At 71.8% G+C, this 19,010-nt stretch carries 17 protein-coding genes and 3 pseudogenes; 11 read left to right on the forward strand and 9 right to left on the reverse strand.

What is annotated here, in order from left to right:
- Positions 1-178: 178 nt before the first annotated feature.
- Together LCN96_RS45780 and LCN96_RS45785 are read left to right on the forward strand one after the other, a co-directional pair.
- Positions 179-634, forward strand: a pseudogene (locus LCN96_RS45780) (ABC transporter substrate-binding protein); the annotation flags it as partial.
- A 497-nt stretch (positions 635-1,131) separates the two neighbouring features.
- A pseudogene (locus tag LCN96_RS45785) lies at positions 1,132-1,653 on the forward strand (ATP-binding cassette domain-containing protein); the annotation flags it as partial.
- A 43-nt stretch (positions 1,654-1,696) separates the two neighbouring features.
- On the opposite strand, the gene LCN96_RS45790 reads toward LCN96_RS45785, so the two are convergent.
- Positions 1,697-3,355 carry an ABC transporter ATP-binding protein gene (locus LCN96_RS45790; RefSeq protein WP_225268668.1) on the reverse strand — a complete coding sequence of 553 codons (1,659 nt, stop codon included), beginning with the start codon at positions 3,353-3,355 and terminating at the stop codon, positions 1,697-1,699.
- A complete protein-coding gene (locus tag LCN96_RS45795; RefSeq protein ID WP_225268669.1) occupies positions 3,352-4,980 on the reverse strand; it encodes an ABC transporter ATP-binding protein/permease in 1,629 nt (542 codons plus the stop codon). Before LCN96_RS45795 ends, LCN96_RS45790 begins: the two co-directional genes overlap by 4 nt.
- A gap of 123 nt (positions 4,981-5,103) precedes the next feature.
- Here LCN96_RS45795 and LCN96_RS57560 point away from each other — a divergent pair.
- Positions 5,104-5,238: pseudogene (locus LCN96_RS57560) on the forward strand (ATP-binding cassette domain-containing protein); the annotation flags it as partial.
- 37 nt (positions 5,239-5,275) lie between these two features.
- Here LCN96_RS57560 and LCN96_RS45805 read toward each other — a convergent pair.
- The gene (locus LCN96_RS45805) at positions 5,276-5,539 is read right to left on the reverse strand and encodes a hypothetical protein (RefSeq protein ID WP_225276290.1); all 264 of its coding nucleotides are present in this window, start codon (positions 5,537-5,539) and stop codon (positions 5,276-5,278) included.
- A 304-nt stretch (positions 5,540-5,843) separates the two neighbouring features.
- A complete protein-coding gene (locus LCN96_RS45810) occupies positions 5,844-6,464 on the reverse strand; it encodes a hypothetical protein (protein WP_225268670.1) in 621 nt (206 codons plus the stop codon).
- An 87-nt stretch (positions 6,465-6,551) separates the two neighbouring features.
- On the opposite strand from LCN96_RS45810, the gene LCN96_RS45815 reads away from it, so the two are divergent.
- From LCN96_RS45815 to LCN96_RS45830, 4 genes are all read left to right on the forward strand, one after another.
- The gene (locus LCN96_RS45815; protein ID WP_225268671.1) at positions 6,552-7,610 is read left to right on the forward strand and encodes a sensor histidine kinase; all 1,059 of its coding nucleotides are present in this window, start codon (positions 6,552-6,554) and stop codon (positions 7,608-7,610) included.
- A complete protein-coding gene (locus tag LCN96_RS45820; protein WP_225268672.1) occupies positions 7,607-8,275 on the forward strand; it encodes a response regulator transcription factor in 669 nt (222 codons plus the stop codon). Before LCN96_RS45815 ends, LCN96_RS45820 begins: the two co-directional genes overlap by 4 nt.
- 689 nt (positions 8,276-8,964) lie before the next feature.
- Entirely contained in the window at positions 8,965-9,873 is a 909-nt protein-coding gene (locus tag LCN96_RS45825) for a hypothetical protein (protein WP_225268673.1), read from the forward strand.
- Between the two features lie 133 nt (positions 9,874-10,006).
- Positions 10,007-10,171, forward strand: a complete 165-nt coding sequence (locus LCN96_RS45830) for a hypothetical protein (protein ID WP_225268674.1) — start codon at positions 10,007-10,009, stop codon at positions 10,169-10,171.
- A gap of 78 nt (positions 10,172-10,249) precedes the next feature.
- Here the strand turns inward: LCN96_RS45830 and LCN96_RS45835 are convergent, their stop codons facing one another.
- The 4 genes from LCN96_RS45835 to LCN96_RS45850 form a co-directional block, all read right to left on the reverse strand.
- Positions 10,250-11,833 carry an ABC transporter permease gene (locus tag LCN96_RS45835; RefSeq protein WP_225268675.1) on the reverse strand — a complete coding sequence of 528 codons (1,584 nt, stop codon included), beginning with the start codon at positions 11,831-11,833 and terminating at the stop codon, positions 10,250-10,252.
- The gene (locus LCN96_RS45840; protein WP_225268676.1) at positions 11,830-12,720 is read right to left on the reverse strand and encodes an ABC transporter ATP-binding protein; all 891 of its coding nucleotides are present in this window, start codon (positions 12,718-12,720) and stop codon (positions 11,830-11,832) included. Before LCN96_RS45840 ends, LCN96_RS45835 begins: the two co-directional genes overlap by 4 nt.
- Positions 12,717-13,343, reverse strand: a complete 627-nt coding sequence (locus LCN96_RS45845; RefSeq protein WP_225268677.1) for a TetR/AcrR family transcriptional regulator — start codon at positions 13,341-13,343, stop codon at positions 12,717-12,719. The genes LCN96_RS45840 and LCN96_RS45845 overlap by 4 nt, the downstream gene beginning before the upstream one ends.
- Positions 13,344-13,406: 63 nt before the next feature.
- Entirely contained in the window at positions 13,407-13,943 is a 537-nt protein-coding gene (locus tag LCN96_RS45850; protein ID WP_225268678.1) for a hypothetical protein, read from the reverse strand.
- 340 nt (positions 13,944-14,283) lie between these two features.
- Between LCN96_RS45850 and LCN96_RS45855 the strand changes: the two genes are divergently transcribed.
- Together LCN96_RS45855 and LCN96_RS45860 are read left to right on the forward strand one after the other, a co-directional pair.
- Positions 14,284-15,420, forward strand: a complete 1,137-nt coding sequence (locus LCN96_RS45855) for a sensor histidine kinase (protein ID WP_225268679.1) — start codon at positions 14,284-14,286, stop codon at positions 15,418-15,420.
- On the forward strand, positions 15,417-16,064 hold the full coding sequence (locus tag LCN96_RS45860; RefSeq protein WP_225268680.1) for a response regulator: 648 nt from the start codon (positions 15,417-15,419) through the stop codon (positions 16,062-16,064). Before LCN96_RS45855 ends, LCN96_RS45860 begins: the two co-directional genes overlap by 4 nt.
- A gap of 660 nt (positions 16,065-16,724) precedes the next feature.
- Here the strand turns inward: LCN96_RS45860 and LCN96_RS45865 are convergent.
- Positions 16,725-17,231, reverse strand: a complete 507-nt coding sequence (locus tag LCN96_RS45865) for an RrF2 family transcriptional regulator (RefSeq protein WP_225268681.1) — start codon at positions 17,229-17,231, stop codon at positions 16,725-16,727.
- Positions 17,232-17,291: 60 nt separating this feature from the next.
- Here LCN96_RS45865 and LCN96_RS45870 point away from each other — a divergent pair, with 60 nt between their 5' ends.
- Positions 17,292-18,482: an MFS transporter gene (locus LCN96_RS45870; protein ID WP_225268682.1), complete on the forward strand. Its 1,191-nt coding sequence runs from the start codon at positions 17,292-17,294 to the stop codon at positions 18,480-18,482.
- A complete protein-coding gene (locus LCN96_RS45875) occupies positions 18,479-19,000 on the forward strand; it encodes a GNAT family N-acetyltransferase (protein ID WP_225268683.1) in 522 nt (173 codons plus the stop codon). Before LCN96_RS45870 ends, LCN96_RS45875 begins: the two co-directional genes overlap by 4 nt.
- The last annotated feature ends 10 nt before the right edge of the window (positions 19,001-19,010 follow it).

Here is a 19,010-nt window from a genome sequence, read left to right on the forward strand (position 1 = left end):
ACGACGGAAGGCGGCTCACTCTGGCCGCCCACGCGACCTCGTCGCCGGACCAGAAGATCCGTACTACACCCATCAGACGTTAGGCGTGTGGGAGCCATTGGTGACGGTGGACGACAAAGCTGCGGCCCGTCCCAGCCCTCGCGGCGTCGTGGGTTGCCGCGAATGAGGGCGCCGCTGGACGTTCACGCTGCGCGCAGGCGCGCGGTTCAGCGACGGCACGCCGCTGACCGCCGAGTCGGTGGTGGCCGACGTCGAGCGGTTCCTGCGGATCGCACCCCGGCAGTCGGCCTTCTTCAGTCTCGACGCCGGGATGGAGGCCGCGTACGGCAAGCTCGGCGCCGTCCGCGCCGAGGGCGGCAAGGTGGTGTTCGAGCTGAAGGAGGGCGTGGCCGACCTGCCCGGCAGGCTGGCCGGCTTCTCCAGCATGGTGCAGTCACCGAAGGCGTTCACCACCGGTGAGCCCTTCGCCGACAGCCGATCGGTACCGGACCGTACACGGCTGGCCAGCTGGTCCAAGGGCCAGCAGGCCGTGCTCACCGCCAACCCGCACTCCTACGGCGCCGCAGCCGACTACGACACGATCGTGGTCAGGGCGATCCCGGACGCCAACGCGCGGGCGAGGTGGACGGGCTGATCGACAAGGGCGCGCTGCTGCCCGGCCAGGTCGCCGCGATCGCCGGTGACAGCCGGTTTTCGGGTCGTCCGCAGCCCTTCGGTGCTGACGCACTACCTGACCTTCAACGCCTCCCGCGAGCCGTTCTCCGCCCCCTGCTGCGCCACGTCGTCGTCGGCCTCACCGCCCCGGCACCATGATCATCCGCAGCTTCCTGCTCGACTGGCGGATCGGCGCGGCCTTCACCGCCGGAGCGCTCCTGTGCGCGCTGACCCTGCGCCTGCTCATGGCCATCGTGCGGCGCAACGACGACGACTACGAGCACGACATCGGCGTCAGCGCCTCCCGCATCGTCGAGTACGCCCGCCAGCAGCCCACCCTGCGCGCCCGTGGCGTGCCCGACCGGCCCGAACTCGGCACTCTGGAGGAGTCCCTGATCCGCCGGCAAGGCTCCCAGTCACGCCTCACCATCCGGGGAGCGTGGGGGATGATCGCCTTCTTCGGCCGCCGACCTCGACCGGGTGGCCCGCCTCGACGAGGTCGTCGAACGCCTGCCCGACGGCTGGGACACCCGGGTGGGCGAGGACGGCTCCACCCTGTCCGGCGGCGAGAAGCAGCGCGTCTCCATCGCCCGCGCCCTGCTCAAGGACGCCCCCATCGTGCTGCTGGACGAGGCCACCGCCGCCCTCGACCCGGCCAACGAGGCCGCCGTCGCCGACGCCATCGCCGAACTGGCCCGCGACCGCACCGTCATCGTCGTCGCCCACCGCCTGGCCACCGTGGTAGCCGCCGACCACATCCTCGTCCTCGACCACGGCCGGATCACCGAACACCTCGACCACGACAGCCTGCTGCTGCACGGGGGCCGGCTCGTCGCCGCCGGGTCTCCCGGGCAGGTTCTCACCGAGGAGACGGTGGAGCGCGTCTACCGCGTACGAGCGGAGATCACCCGCTCCACCACCGGCCGGCCGAGCCTGCGATACCTGAGCCGGGCCGGGTCCGCAGGAGCCGATCGGACCGGAGCTGCCGCCCGCCCGTGAACCCCACGGGCCTCGGCCGGCGGGGCCCGCCCCACCGGCTGCCTCACGGGCGGTGCGCGAACAGGTGGGACAGACGCTTGGAGAGCTCGTCGTAGGAGCCTTCGGCGGCGACGCGTCCCTCTTCCAGCAGCACGATGTGGTCCGCCTGGCGGATGGTGGACAGGCGGTGGGCGATGACGAGCGTGGCCCGTCCGGCTGCGGCTTGCCGGAGCGACTCGATGAGGCGGGCCTCGTTGTCGGGGTCGAGGTTGGCCACCGCCTCGTCCAGCACGAGCGCCGGCGCGTTCGTGGCGAGCGCCCGGGCAACGGCCACCCGGGCGCGCTGGCCGCCGGACAGGGTGGCGCCCCGCTCGCCGACCGGCAGTTCGGGGTCGAGGATGAGCTGGGCGGTGCGCAGGGCAGCGGTCGCGTCGGCGTCGGGGGCGCCGAGCCGGACGTTCTCCTCGATGGTGCCGGCGAACAGGCGCACGTCCTGCGGCACGACCGTGACGTGCCGGTGCGGTGCGGCGATGCGCGGCAGCGGCACGCCGCCGACCAGGATGCGACCTTCGTCCGGGTCCCAGTAGCGCAGCAGGAGCGACACGCAGGTGGACTTGCCCGTCCCCGAGGCCCCGACCAGGGCGACCGTCTTGCCGTACGGGATGCGGAAGGACACGCCGCGCAGCACGTCGGGCCCGCCGGGCGTGTAGCGGAAATGCACGTCCTCGAAGACCACGTCCGGCCGGTCGGCGACCTGGAGGGGCTCGCGCGGCGGGGCCACGTTGGCGGGCGCGGTGACGAGCGTGTGCACGCGGTCGGCCGCCGCGCGCAGCGTGCCGTACTCCTTGAGCAGCAGCGCCACCCGCGCTGCGGGGCCCAGCGCGCCGGCGGCCAGCACCATGGCCACCGGGGCGTCGGCCGGGCTCCGGATCGCCGTGGCGACCAGGAGCAGCGTCCCGGCCGCCGCGACGGCGAGCAGCAGGTCGGTGAGGGCCGCCTCCAGCCCACCGCGCGCCGCGTTGGCCGCGTGGGCGCGGGCCAGCCGGCGGGTCCTGCGCGCGAGCAGGTCCCTGCGGCGTTCCAGCGCGCGGAAGGCGGTGAGCTCGGGCATGCCCTGGACGGTGTCGATGACGTCGGAGGTCAGCTCGGCGGTGGCAGCGCGCAGCTCGTCGCCTTGCCGGCGCGAGGCATTGCGGAACCACAGCGGCACGGCCACCACGCACGCGGCCAGCGGCAGCGACACCGTCAGCAGCAGCGGATCGATCATCGCCGCGGCCACGCTGCCGGCGATCAGCACCGTGCCGGCCGTGATGAGCTGCGCCAGGGTGTGCGCGAACAGCCATTCCAGGGTTTCGATGTCCGACAGCGCGGCCGCCGACAGGTCACCGCTGCGACGGCCGAGCAGGCGGGCCGGGGCGGTCCTGGCGATCGCGTCGTACACCTGGCCTCTGAGCCTGGCCAGCACCAGGTAGGCCAGGTCGTGCGCGACGTAGCTCTCCCACCAGGCGGCGATCGTGACGACGGCGACCAGCCCGCCGAGGACGGCGCCGGCCAGGTCGAGTGGCGCGCTCTGCCCGCTGATCACCCGGCCGACCAGCCAGGCTCCGGTCACGCTCGAACCGAGTGTCGCGAGTTGCCCGAGCAGGTTGGAGAAGAGGGTGGAGACGAAGGCGCGGCGGTGCGCGCCGACGGCGCCGGCGAGCCAGCGGATGGACGGGTTCATGCCACGCTCTCCAGAAGGGTGCCGTTGTCCAGGGTCACCACATGGTCGGCCTGGCGGACGGTGTCGGGCCGGTGGGCGATCATCAGGCAGGTACGTCCGCGCCGCACCTCGCGCAGGGCCTGCTCGGTGCGGGCGTCCACATGTGAGGTGGCCTCGTCGAGCACCAGGACGGGGGCGTCGGCCAGCAGCGCCCGAGCGATGGCCAGGCGCTGCCGCTGCCCGCCCGACAGTGTCGCCCCGCGCTCCCCGAGCGGTGTGTCGTAGCCGTCGGGCAGCGCGGCGATGAAGTCGTGGGCGACGGCCAGCCGGGCGGCGGCGACCAGGTCCTCGTCGTCCGCGTCCGGTCTGGCCAGGCGCAGGTTCTCGGCGACCGTGCCATGGAAGAGGTAGGTGTCCTGCGCCACGACGGCGACCCCGCCGCGCAGCGCGTCGAGCGTGAGGTCGCGCACGTCGATCCCGCCGATGGTGATCCTCCCCTGGTCGGGGTCGTGGTGGCGTTGCAGAAGGGCCGCGAGGGTGCTCTTGCCCGCGCCGGACGGGCCGGTCAGGGCGACGGTGCGGCCCGGCTCGACGGTGAAGGAGACGTCGCGGACGGCGGGCCGCCGGGCGCCCGGGTAGGTGAAGGTGACGTGCTCGAACGTGATGGCGGGCGCGTCGGGGAAGTCGCGCCGCGTTCCCCGGTCCTCGACGGCCGGGGACGCCGCCAGCAGGGCCTCGATGCCGTCAACGGCCGTGATCCCGAGATATCCGGCGTGCCAGGCGTCGGAGAGACCCTTCACCGGGCGGAAGCACTCCACGGCGATCAGCAGGACCGCGAACATCTCCCACGCGCTGCCCGCGGTCGTGGCGGCGAGGATGGCCGCGGCCGAGCCCGCCTGCAAGAAGAACGTGTTGATCCCGGTCTCCACCAGCGAGATCCTGAGCTGGCGCATCGTCGTCAGGTAGAGGTCGTGGGCTCGTCCGGCCAGCCGTGCGCCCAGCGTGCCGGCGGCCCCGAACGCGCGTAGCGTCGCCATGCCCTGCGTCGCCTCCAGGTAGTCGGAGGCGAGCGCGCCGAACGCGGCCCACCGGCCGCGTCCTCGCCGCAGCAGGGTCGCGTCCCAGAACCGGGGAATGATCAGGACCCCGGCCACCGCCGCGGCCAGCACTGCCGCCGCCGGCGCGTTGACCGTGAACAGCCAGCCGACCAGCGCCACCGGCACGCAGAAGGTGACGACGACCTGCGGCAGGTAGCGGCTGAAGTAGGGGTCGAGCCCCTCCACGCCCTCGACCACGGTGGTCTGCAGGTTCCCGGTGCGCGTGCCGGTCAGGTGAGCGGGCCCGAGCCGGCTCAGGTGGACGATCAGCCGGTCACGCAGCCTGGCCTTGATCAGCCCGCCCGCCCACACGGTCACGGCCTCCCTGGCCCACAGAAGCGCCGCCCTGGCCGCGATCACGGCCAGGGCCCAGGCCAGCAGGCGAATCGCGGTCATGGCGTCCCCGCGCACCAGGGCCGCCAAGGCCGCGGCGAGCAGGACGGCCTGGGCGACGTACGCGGCGCTGACGGCCAGGCCCAGCCCCACGCAGGCCGCGATGGGCCCGCCCACGCTGCCGGCCAGGTGCAGCAGCCGGCGATGAACGATCACTCGCTGTCCTTTCCAATCCCATGGAGGCATGATTCGCCCTTGATGTGGAGCGAGCGTAAATGATAACTATTTTCACCGTCTAGAGGTGATAACGGCCTGGGGCTGCTGCGGGAGTCGGACTCCATGGAGGAGGCGCTGGAGCCAGCGGGAGTCGCACACCTCGCCGACCGCGTCCTGGATACGCTGACCGGCGGCGAGCGCCGGCGCGTCCGGCTCGCACTCGCCGTGGGCCAGGACACCGGCCTCCTCGTCCTGGACGAGCCGACCACCCACCTGGACGACCGCCACCAGCTAATTAGATGCCCTCGAACTCGCGCGCGGCCTGCGCGAGGCGCGCGACCCGACCGTCGTGACAGTTCTGCACGAGCTGAACCACGCGGCCTGCTTCGCCGAGCGCATCGTCGCGTTGCACGACGGGCGGGCCTGAATCGACGGACGTGATCACGCCGCGGCCCATCGGCAGCAACAAGTACAGGAACGGCCGGCCATGGGCGGGGCGTGGACGGACACCGAATTCGCGTTCGGCCGGCCCGACGGCAACCGCCTGTACCCGCAGCACGTCTCCGACCAGTTCCTCTGGCCGGCCTACCTGGCTGGCCTACCTGGCTGGGCTGCCGCCGATCCGGCTCCACGACCTCCGCCGTGGCGCGGCCTCGCTGATGCTGGGTCCCTGCCGCACCGCGCCACCCCGGCAGCCGATCTAAGCCGCCTCGCCCAAGGCCCTGCCCGAGCGCAGCCGTGACGCCGACACCCACGCCCGCGTCCGCGTCCGCCACGCCCTTGCTGACGACCAGCAGCATGATCCGCCAGCGTCCGGGGTCGGCCAGGACCTGGAGCAAGTACGCCCGTGCCGCCCGAACGGGTCAATTGTTCCGGCGACGTCGGTAGTAGGCGTAGGTGACGGCGGCGAGCAGGGGTCCCCACAGCAGCAGCGGGAGATAGCACAGGTAGTAGATCGCCGCCTCCCAGCCGCCTGCTTGGGTGGGGAAGTTGGCGGGAGTCGGCTCGCCTCGCAGGGTCACTCCGGCGAGCTCGGTGACGACGGCGGCTGTCCACAAGACCGTCAAAACCATGGCGCCGAGACCGGCGGGGATGACGGCGACCGACGTCGGCACTCTGCGGCCACCCAGCCCAGGAGCCCAGCGCGGAAACCGTTCCCCCCAGGCGGCGACCAGTCCGACGGCCGCGAACGCCACCAGCTCCGACACGACGGACAGCAGGACGACGTAGGCCCGCTCGCCGAGCGGCAGCCCATCGCCGAACGCGAACGGCAGCCGCCAGAGGCCGGACGGCAGCACGGTGAATGGGATGGCGTAGGCGGCGATCCGCGCCCAGCGGGGGACCCCGGCCACCGGAGCATGGGCGGCTCTCCACGCGCTACGCAGCCGCCCGGTGGCCACCGGCGGGTTCATGGTCGATTCCGCTGTTCCGGTGGTCATGGCAGCCGGCAGCGGCGTGCCGAGGATCCGATCAGTTCTCGTCATGCCGATCACGCTAAGAACGACCGGACCTGGCCGCCTCCCCCTGGCGAGGGAGTACGCCGGACGGGCCGTCGGCTAACGTCGATCGTCGTGAAGCACCACATTGTTCGAGCCGTGCGGGCCGGGATCTACCAGCTGCTGGGCGCCGCGCTGCTGACCCCGGTCGCCGTGCTGCTCGGCCTGCCCATCCTGACCGAGTGGACGCCGGAGCGCGTGCTGGTGTTATGGGCGGCCTGCCTGCCGGCCTCCGTGCTGCTCGCCCTGACGCCGCTGATGCGGCGGCTGGAGGCGGCCGCGTTGTCGGAGCTGCTCGACGTTGAGGTGCCCAAGCAGGCGGACCGCCTCTACCTGGTGGTGCTGACCAGCCTGCACCTGTACGTCGGTGGCACGCTCGGCGCGGGCATGTTGGCGCTGACGCCCGGCCTGGTGGCGCTGCCTGAACAGGCGCGGGCGGGGCTCGGCGAGCCTGCCGAGGTGCTGCTGATCGCCGTCACCGTGCTGAGCGTGATGGTCGCCGCGGGACTCGGCCAGCGCTGGGCGGCGCGCCGGCTGCTGCGAACCGAACCATCACGCGTGATCGACGAACTCGGCCGCCGCCAGAGCCTCGCCCTGGAACTGCACGACTCCGTCGGCCACGCCCTCAGCGTCGTCCTCGTCCAGGCGATGGCCGCCCAGGCGGCACTGCAACGCACCAGACCCGCGCTCGCCGTACAGTCACTGGAGCACCTGACGGCCACCGCCCGCCACGCCCAGCAGGACCTGGACGTACTGCTGAGCGTGCTCGACGACGGGGGCACCACCGAGACCCCCACCCTGGAGGCCCTGCACACGCTCACCCGCGGCCTCGACGTGCACATGAACGCCGTCGAACACCTCGACAAGATTCCGGCCGCGACCTCGCGCACGGCCTTCGCCCTCGTGCGGGAGGCGCTCACCAACGCCCTGCGTCACGGGCGCGGCCCGGTCACGCTCGACGTCGCCGTCGGCACCGGTCTGGTCCTGACCGTGGACAACGCGGTCGCGGGCAGCCCCGGCGGGCAGGGGCGCGGCCTGACCGGCATGCGCATGCGGGCCCGCCTGGCCGGCGGCACATGCACCTGGGAGGAGGCGGACGGGACGTGGCGCGTTCAGGCGAGGCTGCCGCTGTGATCCGCATCGTCCTGGCCGACGACGAGAAGCTGATCCGTTCGGGCTGGACGACCATGCTGTCCCTCCACGACGACATCGCGGTGGTGGGCGAGGCGGGCGACGGCCGCGAAGCCGTCGAGGCCGGCACCGGCGCGGACGTCGTGCTGATGGATATCCGCATGCCCCGCATGGACGGCCTGGCCGCGACCCAGGAGCTCGCCCGCCGCTCCCCGGCGACGCGCGTCATCGTGGTCACCACCTTCGAGAACGACCAGCTGGTGTGGGGCGCCCTGCGCGCCGGCGCCGCGGGCTACGTGCTCAAACGCGCGCCCGCCGACGAACTGGTGGAGGCCATCCGGCTGGTGCACTCACGCGACGCGCTGCTCTTCCCCGACGCGCTGCGCCGCATCGCCTCCCCGCACGTCGGTACGGCCACGCCACGCGTGCCGGTCGAGCTGACCCCTCGCGAGCTGGATGTCCTGCGGCACATCACGCTCGGGCAGAACAACGCGGAAATCGCGGCCGCCCTGCACGTCACCAAGGAGACGGTCAAGACACACGTCGGCAATGTCCTGGGCAAGCTCGGCGCCCGCGACCGCACCCAGGCGGCCGTCCTGGCCTACGAACTCGGCCTCGTCTTCGCCGGTGCCCAAAGGCCGGCCCCTTTGACGGGCGATTGGTCATAGCACGGCGGACACGCCGACGACCGGGCTGAGTGTTGCGGACGATCCCGTAGGAGGCCGGACCGCATAAATACCAACGAAGTAGTGCCTGACCTCCATGGTCACGTACATGAGCGAGCATGGCGGCGCGACGACCAGGACAACCGCTCGCCGGGACGGTGTGCGACTCCAGCACGACATCCGGTACAGCGCCGAAGACGTCGCACGACGGCCGGCGTGAGCGCCGCGCCGGAGGTCACCGCCCTTCACGGTGGAGGCGTCAGCCTCGCCGCGGCGCCGACGCCTTCCTGGCCACTCCGCGCACTGCCAACTCCAACACCCACCGCGCCTACGCCTCAGCGATCGAGAGCACCATTGAGCGGCTCGGCAGCGACCGGCCGTCGCCGACGTCATCGACGCAGAGATCGGCGCCGCGCTCACCGAGCTGTTGGACCGATGCGCGCCGGCGACCTGGAACCGCGACCGCGCCGCCATCACCTCCTGGCTGACCTGGTGCCAGACCAGGAAGCACTGTGCCGCCCCGTCGGTCCCGGCCGAGGCCGAACGCCGCGCGGAGAGCACGGATGAGACCCGCGGGGCGCCAAGACCACCACTACCCATCCGATCGGAGCGGACCGATGTCGTCCAGGAGGCCGGAGACCAATCTGATCCGCGTACGCAACTTCCCCTACGCCAGCGGCATCCCATGAAGCATGAAATCTCGTACGTCACTCGTGGCACTTGCCCTCACCGGCTTAACGGCGACCGCCCAGCCCGCGGCCGCTGAAGCGCCGGCCACAATCGCCTACGCGCAACGGACGCAGACCTGGGAAGTGGTGCTGACCAGCGGGAAGGTGGTAGAGGTGCCGGAGGCGCTCGCCGTAGCACCCAAAGAGGCGGTCAACGAGGGGGCGCGCGCGCCGTTCCTGATCAGCGGGGACGGACGGCACATCTTCTACTACCGGAAGAAGGACGGCCTGTTCGTGGAACGGACCGTGCACGGCAAGGAGCGGGTGGTCGCCAAGGGCATCACGGCGTACGCCATCGGTGAGGAGTGGCCGTTTGTGTCCTATGACGGCAGTTTTGTGGTCACCGGGACCTCGGGACCGGGGCTGGGCGTCTTCGTGGACCTGCGCAAGGGCAAGGCGATGGGGCCGCCGGAGAAGACGGACGCATGGGGCCTGGCCGGGTTCAGCCCGGACAGCACGCGGCTGCTGCTGCGCGGGGAGCGGATGGTCGTGTTCGACCGGGCGCTGCGGTCCCGCCTGCGGCTGAAGACGCGGCTGGCCCCGAGCGCGCTGGCGGGGGACTACACCACCTCGGCCGTGCTGGTCGGCGAGGGGGGCAGGTACCGCAAGGTGCGTCTGCTGAGCCTGCGCACCGGCCGCGCGGGTGCCGTGGTGAGTGTGAAACTGCCGCGCGGGCAGTACATCGACGATATTGACTTCGACCGGTCCGGGCGGCTGGTCGTGCGATCGAGGACCGCGACTGGAGTGGCGGTCTACCAGGTCTCGCGGAGGACGGGCGCGGTGAAGCTGCTGAAGGAGATCGAACGGCCCGATGCGGCGGTTTGGGTGCTCCCCCACGACGACGCCTACGAGCCGTGGACGGAGAGGAAGTGAGCGATCAGGGCCCTTGAGCTGCGGTGCGACCGGACCAGTGTTGTAGTGCGTCAGGTAGCGTCGCCGATCCGCGAGCACTACGCGCGCCTGCACGCGGCACTGCGGCAAGGGGTTCGGGCCCGGATCCCGGAGCATGCGACGCCCCCTGGGCACCACTCCGGAGGCGCTCACGGTCCTGCTCGTGGGAACCGTCATCGGCGTGCACGCACAGTGGCGGGTGACGCCCGAGGTAATCGACCTCAAGGCCGTCCAGGCCGCGATCCGCGCCCTGCTGCCTCCGAGCCTCGGCCTCGCCTGACAGCGGCGCAGCCGTGGACTCGGGCATCAGACCTTCAGGCGGCGGGCATCAGGCCTTCAGGCGGCGGGCATCAGGCCTTCAGGCGGTGGGCATCAGGTCGCGGCGGCGCAGGAACGCCAGCCCCGCCGTGGTCAGGCTGATGGCCACCACGGTCAGCCCCAGCAGTGGCGCTACTGGTGACGAGGCGCTGCCCAGGAGCATCGCCGGCACGTGCACGAACGGCGAAAGGTCGAGGAGGATCCCGGTGGCCAGCTTGAACTCCGCCAGCAGATCCACGACCAGGAAGAGGCCGAGCGCGGTCCAGCTCACGGCAGCCGCCAGCCGGGGCAGCAGGCCGGACAGCAGCGTCGCGATCCCGGCCACGACCCAGACCGCGGGCAGGTAGGCGAGCGTGGCCCCGGTGACGCGGGCCACGTCGCCGTCGAAGGTGAGCCCCGCTGCCGCACCCAGCACGGTCAGCAGCAGCACCGGGCTCACGACGGCGAACACCAGATGGCTCAGCGCCCAGCGCAGCCGGCCGACGGGGGTGGACAACAGCAGCTCGGCCCGGCCCGCCGCCTCCTCCGCACGAGCGCGCAGCGCCGACACCAGCGCCGCTCCCGCGACGAGCTGGCTGAGCACGTACATCACGAAGGTGAAGAACACATCCGAGAGCCGTGCTTCGGCGCCGCCGAGGGTGGCGGCCAGCTCCCGGAACTGCGGCGTGTCCAGTTGGGCGTTCAGCCCGCGCGCCGCGACGCCGAGCAGGGCGCCCAACGCTCCGAAACCGATCGCGAAGCCGGCCAGGGTGCCGCGGTGCAGGCGAGCGGACAGGCCGAACGCGCCCGGCAACGTTCCCTCGGCAGGTCCGGGGCGGGCGGGGATCAGGCCGCCCGCCATGTCCCGCCGCGTGGACAGCGTGAACGCGACCCCTGCCAGGGCGGCGGCGAACACCGCGATGAGCCCCAGCACCCACCACTGGTCCCCGGCGTAGGGCCTGGTCAACCGGACCCAGCCGAACGGCGTCAGCCACGCCAGCCAGCCGATGCCGCCGGTGTCGGCCAGCGAGCGCAGCGCGAACAGCAGGCCGCCGATGGCGATGGCCATGCCGCGCGCCGTACCGGAGGATGCGGTGAGCTGCCCGGTGATGGCGGCCACGGCCGCGAACGCCCAGCCGCCCGCGGCGGTGGAGAGCCCGAACAGCAGCGAGGAACCCGCTGGCAGCCCGCCCGCGACCAGGGCGGGCACCGACAGCAGACCGTGCAGCAGGTTGGCGGCCAGCACGACGGCGAGGGCGGCGGCCAGTGGAGCGTGGCGGCCGATGACGCCTGAGGCCAGCAGCTCGCGCCGTCCGGTCTCCTCCTCGACGCGGGTGTGCCTGATCATCAGCAGGATGCTGATCAGCCCGCCGATCAGCGCCAGAGAGGAGCCGAGCGTCCATGCGGTCAGGCCGCCGACGCTCGCGTCATAGATGGGGCCGCGCATGGCCAGCTGCGCGGGGTTGCTCGCCGAGGCCGCCGCGAAGGAGTCGCGAGCGGCCTGGTCGGCGTACAGATCGGTGGTGGCGGAGGCGATGCTCGCCGGAAGCAGCGCGGTGATCGCGATCCACACAGGCAGCAGCACGCGGTCCCTGCGCAGGATGAGCCGGATCAATGTCCCTGTGCCGGTCATGGTGCCGGTCATCTGGCGGCTCCCTCGTAGTGGCGCAGGAACAGCTCCTCCAGTGTCGGCGGCTGCGTGGTCAGGCTGCGTACGCCCGCCCGGGCCAGCTCGGCGAGCACCGGGGTGAGCGCGTCGCCGTCCACCTGGCAGCGCAGCCGGGCACCGTCCACGGTCAAGCCGTGCACGCCGGGCAGGGCGGCCAGGCCGGGCGCCGGCCCCGCCAGCTCGGCGGTGACGGAGGTGCGGGTGAGGTGGCGCAGGTCGGTCAGACTGCCGGACTCGACCGTGCGGCCGGCGCGGATGATGCTGACGCGGTCGCACAGAGTCTCCACCTCCGACAGGATGTGGCTCGACAGCAGCACCGTACGGCCGTCGCGCTTCTCCTTCAGGACGCAGTCGTTGAAGACCGCCTCCATGAGGGGGTCGAGGCCGGAGGTGGGCTCGTCCAGGATCAGCAGCTCCACGTCGGAGGCGAAGGCTGCCACCAGCGCGACCTTCTGCCGGTTGCCCTTGGAGTAGGTGCGGCACTTCTTGCGGGGGTCGAGCTCGAAGCGCTCCAGCAGCTCGGTGCGGCGTTCCGGGTCGAGGCCGCCGCGTACCCTGCCCAGCAGGTCGATGACCTCGCCGCCAGTGAGCGAGGGCCACAGGGTGACGTCGCCGGGCACGTAGGCCAGGCGCCGGTGCAGCTCGGTGGCGTCGCGCCAGGGGTCGCCGCCGAGTAACGCGATCCGGCCGCTGTCGGCGCGCATCTGGCCGAGCAGGATGCGGATCGTGGTGGTCTTGCCGGCGCCGTTGGGGCCGAGGAAGCCGTGCACCTCGCCCGTCTTGACGGTGAGATCGAGCCCGTCCAGGGCCCTGGCCTGGCCGAAGGTCTTGACCAGGCCGTCGGCGTGCACTGCGGCGTTCATTGCTGTCCCTCGAGCTTGTCCAGGCCCGTCCGCGCTTGGTCGAACAGTTCGCGGCCGAGGAATTCCGGTCTGATCAGGTCGAGCTGGGCCTTGCCGACGCGCAGCGCGCCCTGCGGGTCGTACAGGTCCGTGCCCAGCGCGCGGGAGACGTGCTCGTGCAGCACCGTGATGCCGAGCTTCATCGCCGTCAGCACGGTCGCGCGGGCGCGGTGATCGGCCTCGGCCTGCTCGTCGTCGGAGAGATGCTCCTCCGTCACGCTGACGAGTTCGTCGAACATCGCGGCGGCCGCGGGAGAGCCGTCCACGAGGGCGCGGCCGAGGTACTTCATCAAAGGCGGCGCGGTCCGATGGACGTTCTCGATGAATTCCGGCTTGTCCAGGCCGCGCTCGGTGACGCCCGCGGTGGCCTGGTCGCGCAGGTAGCCGAGGACGTACTCGTCGCACGCGTGCCTGAGCGCCTCCTTGGTGCCGAAGTGGTGCTGCACCAGGCCCGGCGAAACCTTGGCGGCCTCGGCGATCCCGCGGATCGTGGTGGCCTTGACCCCCTGCTCGGCGAACAACGCCATCGCCGCGTCGCGGATGCGCGCACGCGTCGTCAGGTCCTCTTCAGTGATTGGTCGCACGTCCAACAGTCTATACAGATGTATTGGTCACCATGCAAGCGTTCAGCGCTGGTCCAGGGTCCTTCAGGCGTGCCGGCGGCGCCGACAGTAGGCGTAGGCCAGGGCGAGCACGATCGGACCCCACAGCGCGAGCGGGGTGATGCACACCATGGCCAGCGCCTGCCACCAGCCGTTCTCGTACGCCATGCGGCCGGAGACGCCGACCCACGTGAGCACCATCCACACCGAGACCACGGTCAGCACCAGCCCACCGGCCACGGCGGGAACGACCGCCGCCATCGGCGGCACCCGCCGGCCGCCGATGACCGGAATCCAGCCCGGCACCACCTCGCCCCACCGGCGCACCAGACCGATGCTGAGCAGCCCCGCCAGTTCCGTGAGCACACTGAGCCCGAACACGTACGGGATGGTGACCCACAAGGGCGACACCGGGGCGTCGCTGAGCTGACCCATCTCGAAGTGAAAGGCGAACGGCAGCCTCCACAGACACGAAGGGAGCAGCAGCCAGGGAAGCGCGTACGCGGCACGCAGCGCCCAGCGCGGGACGGGCCGTTCGGTGTCGCTGGTGGCCGGAGCCTTGTGCGGCAAGTTGATCGTCATCGTTCTACCTCCGGGGTTGTCTGCATCACCAGTCGACGTGTAATCGATCTTGATGATTCATTGGGCCGTCGGGGGCCGGGCCGGCCGTCGAAGGCGAAGACCGGCGAGCAGCCGTCTCTCCCGCGTCCGCTCCTGTCGGCCCGCACCCTGGCGAGATCGTTCTCAGCGCCAACGGCGTCCGTAGACGGCGATCGACAGCAGTACGCCGACATCGGTCTCTCCCGTACCATCGCCGCCTCCTGGCCTCTGGAATCAGGACCCAGACTGCGCTCGCGCGGCGAGGAGGACATCTGCCGATCGGCTGATTCGCCGGCGCGGGCGCTGCCCTAAAGTGCCGCCCATGAGACTTCTGGCAGGCGGGCTGGTGGCGGCCGGCGCGCTCGCGCTCGCACTCGTCCTCCGGCCGCTGCCGAGCGCGCTCGTCGTCGTGCCCGCGATGCTCACGGCCGCGGCCATGTGGCTCGTTCGGTGGCCGAGGGCACGCCCCCACCTCGCGGCGATCACGGCGGCTACCGGTGTGACCGGCGCGGCGTGCACGCTCGCCTGGCTGGCCGATCCCGGCACCGCCGGCGGCCCGTCGACCTACGTTCACACGGTCGCCGTGCTCACGCTCATCACGCTGACCGTACGCTGGGCCGCCATACGGCAGGCGGTCCCGGCGGTGGGGGCGGCCGCGATCTCCGAAGCGCTGCTGGCGCTGCAGATCACCCAGCCGCCACCCTCGGGCCTCGACGCGGTCGCCCTCACCCTCTTCTGGTCCATCGGCACGGCGGGCGCGATCGGTCTCGGCGCCTACCTGCGCACCCTCGACCGGCGCCGGGTCGAGGCGGTCAGGCAGGCCCGCCGCACCCAGCGCCTGCAACTCGCCCGCGACCTGCACGACTTCGTCGCCCACGACGTCAGCGCCATGGTCCTCCAGGCCCAGGCGGCGCAGATCCTGCTCGAGCGCGATCCGTCCGAGGCCGCGGCGGCACTGCGGGCGATCGAGGAGGACGGCGCACGAGCGCTCGCGTCCATGGACCGGACCGTGCGCATGCTGCGCGAACTGGAGGGTGAGCGCGCCTCCGCCGAGCCGCTGCCCGGACTCGACGACCTGCCCGAGCTGGTACGGCGTTTCGCCGACGCGGGCTTCCCCGACACCGAGATGCGCGTCGAACCATCCGGCCCGGTGCCGCGCGAAGTCGCGACCACGATCTACCGCATCGTCGTCGAGGCGCTCACCAACGTCAGAAAGCACGCGCCGGCCGGGTCGAGCGTCGCCATCCAGGTGAGTGACGAGACCGGCGCGGTCGTCGTGACCGTCGCCGACCACGCGCACGACCACGCACGCGACCAGACCCCGCCGCGCCTGCCGGCCGCCGAACGCGCCGGTGTCGGCCTGACCGGGCTGACCGAGCGGGTACAGGCGCTGGGCGGCGAGTTCACCGCCGGCCGCGCGGCCGGCGGCGGCTGGGTCGTCAAGGCGGTGTTCCCATGACCATCCGGGTACTGATCGCCGACGACCAGCCGGCCGTCCGGCGCAGCTTCCGCACGATCCTCGACGCCCAGCCGGACCTGCAGGTGGTGGGCGAGGCAGCGGACGGCGTCGCCGCGCTCGACCTCGCCGGACAGCTCCGGCCGGACGTGGTCGTCGCCGACATCCGCATGCCGCGCATGGACGGGCTCGAACTCACCCGCCGCCTGGCCGGCCCCGAGACGGCGGCGCCGATGCGGGTGATCGTCGTGACCACCTACGACCTCGACGAGTACGTGCACGCCGCGCTCCGCGCAGGAGCCTGCGGGTTCCTGCTCAAACACGCGGGGCCGGTGCTCCTCGTAGAGGGCATCAGGGCGGCGGCAGCGGGCGATGCCTTGATCAGCCCCTCGGTGACCGTACGCCTGCTGCGCCACCTCACCCCATCACCCGCCCGCACCGGCGTGGCCGGTGAACAGCCGCTGAGCGACCGCGAGCTGGAGATCGTCAAGCTGGTCGCCGCGGGCAGGTCCAACCCCGAGATCGGCGCCGAGCTGTTCATCTCGGCCGGCACCGCCAAGACCCACGTGGCCAACATCCAGCGCAAGCTCGGCGTGCGCAACCGCGTGGGCATCGCTGCCTGGGCCTGGGGACACGGCCACGCGTGAACCCTGAGCGAGCGCCTGCGGTGACGCCGACACCGTTCGATCGCTTCGACGGCCGTCGCTGCGGCGCTCTGTTCGCCTCGCGCGTTGCGTGCGGCGGTCGTGTCAAGGACGCCGAACCCGTCCACATCGATCACGCCCACGCCCAGGCGGATGGCCATACCTGGCTGTACGGGCGACCCAGGCCGGCCCCGTGACGAGCCGGAGCTCGGCACCACCCGAATCCGGGACACCACTCACGCATCTGAGATCACGCGCAGTCGTGACGGCGCCGGCACGCCTCGCCGCACGACCGACGCCTACGCCCACCGGGCACGCCGCCGCACGGCTGCAAGGCCCGCGCCAAGCACGTCGCCGCCGCCTCCCGGCTTAGCAGGCAGGCCGTCCGTGACCTGCTTGGTTGGCGCGGCACCCAGCCCACTTCACCCGTCCTCCTACAGCGGTTCCTCATCCTCCATGCGAACCTGCGCACAGACTCGGGAAGGTCGATCCTCCGTAGTGGTCTCGTCCAGAGCCATGACGGCCGGGGCCGACTCTGATCGCGCCGGCCATCGGACAGGCCGCCTTGGACCGAGGGACGCGCCACTACGCCCCTCGGCCCCCGGGAATGCGGCCCGGCTGCCGGGCGCGTGCCACGAGTCTGCTGCTCGTACGGTCGGGCTCCTAGCGTGCGACGGCCAGCCATCGGCTCACCGCGGCCATCGCCGTCCCCTCACTGTCGGCGTCGATGCGGGCGGCGAGGTCAGCGATCGTGACCTGGCGTAGGGCGTCCGCCCAGGCCTTCTCGGCCGCGGCCATGGCGCGGGCGATCGCGCACGGCCGCTGGCATCGTTCGGCCGGAAGGGCGAGTGGGCCTCGCTGCCGGATTTCGGTGCATCGGTAGGCGGACTCGTCGCCGTCGATGGCCCGCACCACCTCCAGCGCCGAGATCTCGGCGGGGGGCCGGGTCAGCTCATATCCGCCCACCTGGCCGGCCCTGGACTGCACGATGCCGGCACGCGAGAGCGCCTGGAGGTGCTTGGCCAGGTAGGCGGGCGGGGTGCCGTGCAGTTCGGCGAGCCTGGCCGCCGGGACAGGGTCACGGCTCTGGCTGAGGGTGACGCAACTGTGCAGTGCCCACTCCACCCCGCTGGACAGCTTCATGGTCGCCAGCCTATCGAACTCGGACATCTTTTGTCCGGGTCGTGATAGAACTCGGATAATAACTGTCCGAGATCATTTGGAGGGTGCATGACATCGACCGCTTCACCGTCAGCCAAGCAGACGCTCGGTCTGGCGGGATTGGCGATGTTCGTGGGAGCGGCCAACCTGCGGCCGGCGATCGCCGCGGTCTCGCCGCTCGTGGACCGCATCCGCGCTGACCTGGATTTGACCGCGACCGGGGTGGCCCTGCTGACGACCGTTCCCACGCTCGCCATGGGGTTGTGCGCGCCGCTTGCCACCATGGCGGGCCGCCGGCTCGGGCTCCATCGCGGAGTGCTGCTCGGCCTGGTCGTCATCGCCGTGGCCACCGCCGCCCGCCTCGTCGGCGGACCCACCTGGCTGCAACTGAGCTGCGCGGCGGTCGTGGGGGCCGGGATCGCCATCGCCCAGACGCTGCTGCCCGCCATCGTCAAGAGCCGCTTCGCCGACCGAGCGAGCCTGACCACCGGCCTCTACACCGCGGGGCTCGGCGCGGGCGGCGCTGTCGCGGCCGGAGTCAGCGCACCCCTGGCCGACTTCCTCCAATCCTGGCCAGGAGCGCTGGCCTCCTGGTCGGTGCTCGCGCTGGCCGGGGCGGCAGCATGGACAGCGTTCCGGCGCTCCCTGACACTCGACCGGACGGCCACCCCCACGGGCCCGCTCACCACGGGGCTGCCCTGGCGCAGTGGTGTGGCCTGGCGGGTGACCGCGCTGTCGGCGGCCAACTCCGCCCTGTATTACTGCGAACTGGCCTGGGTCGTCCCCCTGCTCCAAGAGAACGGGCTCGGCACTGGGGCCGGGATGCTGCTCACCGTAATGATCGGCATCCAGGTGGTGGCGATGCTGGCCGTGCCGGCCGTATTCGGCGAACGGCGCGATCTGCGCGTGGGGCTCACACTGACGGCAGCGGTGACCGCACTCGGCTTCACCGGCCTGGCCCTCGCCCCCGGCACGGTGACCTGGCTGTGGATCCTCGCCCTGGGCATCGGGCACGGCGGCCTGTTCACCCTGGTGCTGACCGTGCCGGTGGCGGTCAGCCGCGACGCCGCCGAGGCCGGCAGGATCAGCGCCATGGCCTTCTTCGTCGGATACGTCTGCGCCGCACTGGCTCCCCTGCTCGTGGGCGTCCTGCGCGACGCCACGGCCGACTTCCGCCTCGCCTTCGTCCTGCTGGCCGCCACAGCCGCACTGACCATCGTGCCCATCACACGGCTGCAGAAGGGAGCGGCGCGTTCATGACACGGCTCGATCCCGTTGAAGTCATCGCCCTGTACCGCCGCTGCTACGCCGACCCGCCCTGGTCGGAAACCCCCGAGCAACTCGACGCCTACCCCGATCGCCTGACGAGGACCCTGGAGCATCCCTCTTTCAACGCGTGGGTCGAACGCGACCACGAAGGAGAGCTGATCGGTATCTGCTACGGCTGGCCCACCCCCGCGGACCTGTCGGGCAACCGAATCTACGACATGCTCACAAGGTCCTTGGGCGCGCCCGCCGTCTCCAACCTGACCGCGGGCTCCTTCGAGGTCGTCGAGCTATTCGTCCACCCCGAGGCCCGTGGGAGGGGAATCGCCTCCGCATTGCTTACCCAGGCCGTCGCCGGCTGGCCCAGAGCATGGTTGATCACCTCTCCACAAGCACCCGCCGCCCGGCTGTACCGCCGCCTGGGCTGGCGGGAGGCCGGCCCACTTCCGGGTGATCCCCCACTGGCGCTCTTCACATTCGAAAGCGATCAGCGGATCGCGCACGAGCATTAGGAATGTCCTG

It is taken from the genome of Nonomuraea gerenzanensis (genome assembly GCF_020215645.1).
Classification (GTDB): Bacteria; Actinomycetota; Actinomycetes; order Streptosporangiales; family Streptosporangiaceae; genus Nonomuraea; species Nonomuraea gerenzanensis.

Excerpts from the sequence above, each read along its gene's own strand:
- LCN96_RS45860 (WP_225268680.1), top strand. The coding sequence starts at position 15,417 with ATGACCATCCGGGTACTGATCGCCGACGACCAGCCGGCCGTCCGGCGC.
- LCN96_RS45865 (WP_225268681.1), bottom strand. The coding sequence starts at position 17,231 with ATGTCCGAGTTCGATAGGCTGGCGACCATGAAGCTGTCCAGCGGGGTG.
- LCN96_RS45830 (WP_225268674.1), top strand. The coding sequence starts at position 10,007 with ATGCGACGCCCCCTGGGCACCACTCCGGAGGCGCTCACGGTCCTGCTC.
- LCN96_RS45870 (WP_225268682.1), top strand. The coding sequence starts at position 17,292 with ATGACATCGACCGCTTCACCGTCAGCCAAGCAGACGCTCGGTCTGGCG.
- LCN96_RS45810 (WP_225268670.1), bottom strand. The coding sequence starts at position 6,464 with ATGACGAGAACTGATCGGATCCTCGGCACGCCGCTGCCGGCTGCCATG.
- LCN96_RS45825 (WP_225268673.1), top strand. The coding sequence starts at position 8,965 with ATGAAATCTCGTACGTCACTCGTGGCACTTGCCCTCACCGGCTTAACG.
- LCN96_RS45835 (WP_225268675.1), bottom strand. The coding sequence starts at position 11,833 with ATGACCGGCACCATGACCGGCACAGGGACATTGATCCGGCTCATCCTG.
- LCN96_RS45790 (WP_225268668.1), bottom strand. The coding sequence starts at position 3,355 with ATGAACCCGTCCATCCGCTGGCTCGCCGGCGCCGTCGGCGCGCACCGC.
- LCN96_RS45840 (WP_225268676.1), bottom strand. The coding sequence starts at position 12,720 with ATGAACGCCGCAGTGCACGCCGACGGCCTGGTCAAGACCTTCGGCCAG.
- LCN96_RS45875 (WP_225268683.1), top strand. The coding sequence starts at position 18,479 with ATGACACGGCTCGATCCCGTTGAAGTCATCGCCCTGTACCGCCGCTGC.
- LCN96_RS45850 (WP_225268678.1), bottom strand. The coding sequence starts at position 13,943 with ATGACGATCAACTTGCCGCACAAGGCTCCGGCCACCAGCGACACCGAA.
- LCN96_RS45855 (WP_225268679.1), top strand. The coding sequence starts at position 14,284 with ATGAGACTTCTGGCAGGCGGGCTGGTGGCGGCCGGCGCGCTCGCGCTC.